This window comes from Sulfuricaulis sp. (assembly GCF_049587675.1).
Classification (GTDB): Bacteria; Pseudomonadota; Gammaproteobacteria; order Acidiferrobacterales; family Sulfurifustaceae; genus Sulfuricaulis.
In genome coordinates this window covers 1-3,625 of sequence record NZ_JBAVEJ010000280.1, presented here as the reverse complement: position 1 = coordinate 3,625, position 3,625 = coordinate 1, and the positions used below count along the sequence as shown (strand labels likewise).

Annotated in this window: 4 protein-coding genes; all 4 read right to left on the bottom strand. The window is 62.5% G+C overall.

What is annotated here, in order from left to right:
• Nucleotides 1-14: 14 nt before the first annotated feature.
• Nucleotides 15-842: an indole-3-glycerol phosphate synthase TrpC gene (gene trpC, locus WB402_RS14430; RefSeq protein ID WP_424209049.1), complete on the bottom strand. Its 828-nt coding sequence runs from the start codon at nt 840-842 to the stop codon at nt 15-17.
• Nucleotides 839-1,864 carry an anthranilate phosphoribosyltransferase gene (gene trpD, locus WB402_RS14425; RefSeq protein ID WP_424209047.1) on the bottom strand — a complete coding sequence of 342 codons (1,026 nt, stop codon included), beginning with the start codon at nt 1,862-1,864 and terminating at the stop codon, nt 839-841. The genes trpC and trpD overlap by 4 nt, the downstream gene beginning before the upstream one ends.
• A 63-nt stretch (nt 1,865-1,927) precedes the next feature.
• Complete coding sequence (locus WB402_RS14420; RefSeq protein WP_424209045.1) at nt 1,928-3,160, bottom strand: multidrug effflux MFS transporter; 1,233 nt, start codon at nt 3,158-3,160, stop codon at nt 1,928-1,930.
• 44 nt (nt 3,161-3,204) lie between these two features.
• A partial coding sequence (locus tag WB402_RS14415; RefSeq protein ID WP_424209043.1) for an anthranilate synthase component II occupies nt 3,205-3,625 on the bottom strand: 421 nt, incomplete at its 5' end.

The window sequence follows — 3,625 nt, the reverse complement described above, 5'->3', positions numbered from 1 at the left end:
CTTGATGGTTGCTTTCATGATTTCCTCTCCCGACGCGGTGTCGAAACATTGAATAATTCTTCCAATTTCGCGCCGGGATCGTCGGCCGTCATGAAGGTCTCGCCCACCAGAAAGGCATTTACGCCTTGCGCCCGTAAAAGCGCGACGTCCCCGGGCGTGCCGATTCCGCTCTCGGTCACCACGATGCGATCCGGCGGAATTTTCTTGAGCAAGCTGAAGGTCGTTTCCAGGTTAGTCTTGAAAGTGCGCAGATCGCGGTTGTTGATGCCAATCAACGGTGTATCAAGGGCCAGCGCGCGATCGAGTTCGCGTTCATCATGCACCTCCACCAGTACATCCATGCCCAGATCCGTCGCGAGCATGGCGAGTTCGCGCATCCGCGAATCCTCCAGGGCGGCGACAATCAGCAGGATGGCGTCGGCGCCGATGACGCGCGCTTCGTACACTTGATATGCATCCATGGTGAAATCCTTGCGCAGCACCGGCAACGCGCAGGCGGCGCGCGCCTGCTGCAGATGCTCGTCGGCGCCCTGGAAAAAGTCCACGTCGGTCAGCACCGACAGGCAGGTGGCGCCGTGGCGTTCATAACTCCTGGCGATGTCGGTCGGCCGGAAATCCGCGCGCAGCAGGCCCTTGCTGGGGCTCGCCTTCTTGATCTCGGCGATGACCGCGGGACGGTCGGCGGCAAGCCGGTTCCGAATCGCCTGTAAAAAGCCGCGCGGAGCAGGCGTGGATCCGGTACGTTGACGCAGCGCCGGGAGCGGCAGGCGGCTGGCGCGCGCGTCTATCTCCTCGCGCTTGCGCGCCAGGATCTTCCGGAGAATGTCAGGGGTATCGTTCACTTTGCTGACAGTTTTTTGCTCAGGGCCACGAGATCATGCAGCTTTTTCGTGGCCGCGCCGCTGGCGATGACTTCCAGCGCGGTTTTGACGCCGGTGCCGAGATCGGGCGCGAGTCCGGCAACATAGATTGCCGCCCCGGCATTGAGCGCGACGATATCGCGCGCGGGTCCGGGCTTGTCGTTCAGCACTGATTCAATGATCGCAAGACTTTCGGCCGGGCTCGTGACGGCCAGTCTGGATGCATCACTGCGCTGGACGCCGAACTGCTCGGGCTGGATGGAGAAAACCCGCACCCGCCCTTCCTTCAACTCTGCGACGTGCGTGGGCGCACCGATGCTGATCTCGTCCATGCCGTCCTCGGCATGGACCACGAGCACATGCTCGCTCCCGAGCCGCTGCAACACTTCCGCCAGCGGTTCTACCCATTGATCTGAAAACACACCGAGCACCTGGTTAGGGGCGTTCGCCGGATTGGTCAGGGGCCCTAGCAAATTGAAAATGGTGCGCACGCCCATCTCGCGCCGCGGGCCGATGGCGTGCTTCATCGCCCCATGATGTTTGGGTGCGAACATGAACCCCACGCCCACCTCGTTGACACAGCGCGCGACTTGATCGGGCGTGAGATCCAGGTTCACGCCCGCGGCCTCGAGCACGTCGGCGCTGCCGGACTTGCTCGACACCGAGCGGTTGCCGTGCTTGGCCACCTTGCCGCCCGCCGCCGCCACCACGAAGGCGGAGGCGGTCGAGATATTGAAGGTGCTGGCGCCATCGCCGCCGGTGCCGCAGGTGTCCACCAGATGCGGACCGCTGACGCCCACGTGCGTGGCGAGTTCGCGCATTACCTCGGCGGCGGCGGCGATTTCCTCCACGGTCTCGCCCTTGGTGCGCAATCCCACGAGAAAACCTCCGATCTGCGCCGGCGTGGCCTGCCCGGTCATGATCAGACGCATGACCTCGCGCATCTCGGCGCCGGACAGATGGCGCCGTTCGATCGCGGCGCGGATGGCGGAAGGCATGTCCATGAAATTCTCTCGATGATGAAAATGGCAAACGGGATGGATTCTGTCGCTGAACCGCGATGCCGGTCAAGGCAAAACCGGCACCGGCTCCACGGTCTCCTCGCGGCGGCGCCAGAACCACCACAATCCCAAACCCACGAGGTTGAGCATAAGCATGCCGCCGGCCAGGAACTCCACCCGGCTGGAAAGCAGCGGCGCCAGCACGCCCGCGACCACGGCATTGAAGCCGGCCTGACCGAAGCCCTGCAAGGCCGAGGCCAGACCACGGTGCGCGGGAAATACGTCGAGCGCGAGCAGGCTCAGATTCGGCATGGCCAGCGACATCCCGGTGGCGTAAATGACGACCGGGACAATGATCGTGAACGCCGTATGCGTCAACCATAACGCCAGGACCAGATTCACCACCGCCGCCGCGAGCATGAGCGCGAAGCCCGCGGTGACGGCCTGCTCATGCGTGAAACGTCCCGCGATCCGTCCCGATATAAAGGCACCGAGCATCAAACCGGTCACCAGAGGGATGAACAGCCGTCCGAAGTCATCAGCTCCATAATGCAGGTGTCGGTACATCACATCGGGCGAACCCGCGACGTATAGAAAAAATCCGCCGAAATTGAACGCCAGGGTCGCAATCAGAATCATGAAGCGTGGCGTGCCCAGCGCCTTCCAATAAGCGCGCGCGATAATGCGCGGATGTCCCGACTGCCGGCCCACCGGCGGCAGAGTTTCGGGCAGGAAAAATGCCGACCACAACCACACCGCGAGGCCGAGCAACACCAGGAACCAGAACACCGAACGCCAGCCGAAGGCATCGTGCAGCCAGCCGCCGATGATCGGCGCCACCGCGGGTGCGAGCGCGAAAATCAGCATCACCTGAGACATCACGCGCTGCGCCGCGGCGCCGGCAAAGGCGTCGCGGATGATGGCACGGCCCACCACCAGCGCGCCGCTGGCCGATATTCCCTGGCCGATGCGCATTAGCAACAGCCAGTGAATGTTCGGGGCCAGCGCGCAGCCGATCGAGGTGGCCACGTATACCGCCGTGGATACCAGCACCACGGTTTTGCGCCCGTAGGCATCCGAAAGCGGCCCGTACACCAGCATCATCGTGGCGAACGCTAGAAGATAGAAACTCAGGGTCTGCTGCAACACCACCGACGACACGGAAAATTCCCGGCCGATGTCCGGAAATGACGGCAGGTAAGTATCGATGCTGAACGGCGCCAGCATCGCGAGCAGCGCCACGGTGAATGACAGCCACAGGCCATGACGGTGATGAGCGTGATGGATTGACTCGTGCATGGCGAAACGCGGGCTTGGCCTACTCAGATAAGTGGAACGCGACGCTAGGCCGCGCGCCGCTGGCTCTTCAGGAAATTCGCCAGCAGTTCGTGGCCGTACTGCGTGAGAATCGACTCCGGATGAAACTGCACGCCCTCGACCGGCAGGGTCTTGTGCCGCACACCCATGATCTCGCCGTCGTCGGTCCAGGCGGTGATTTCCAGAACCTCCGGGATACTGCTGCGCTCGATCACCAGCGAATGGTAGCGTGTGGCCTCGAACGGATTCGGCAGCCCGGAAAACACACCTTTCCCGGCATGATGAATCATCGAGGTTTTGCCATGCATCAGTTGTTTGGCCCGTATGATCTTTCCGCCATAGGCCTGACCGATGCTCTGGTGCCCGAGACAAACGCCAAGGATTGGAAATTTTCCGCCGAGTTTCTGGATCGTCTCCACCGACACACCTGCCTCATTCGGCATGCAC

Bases quoted from the DNA above. Each gene is read 5' to 3' on its own strand.
- trpD (WP_424209047.1), bottom strand. From the start codon at position 1,864: ATGGACATGCCTTCCGCCATCCGCGCCGCGATCGAACGGCGCCATCTG.
- WB402_RS14420 (WP_424209045.1), bottom strand. From the start codon at position 3,160: ATGCACGAGTCAATCCATCACGCTCATCACCGTCATGGCCTGTGGCTG.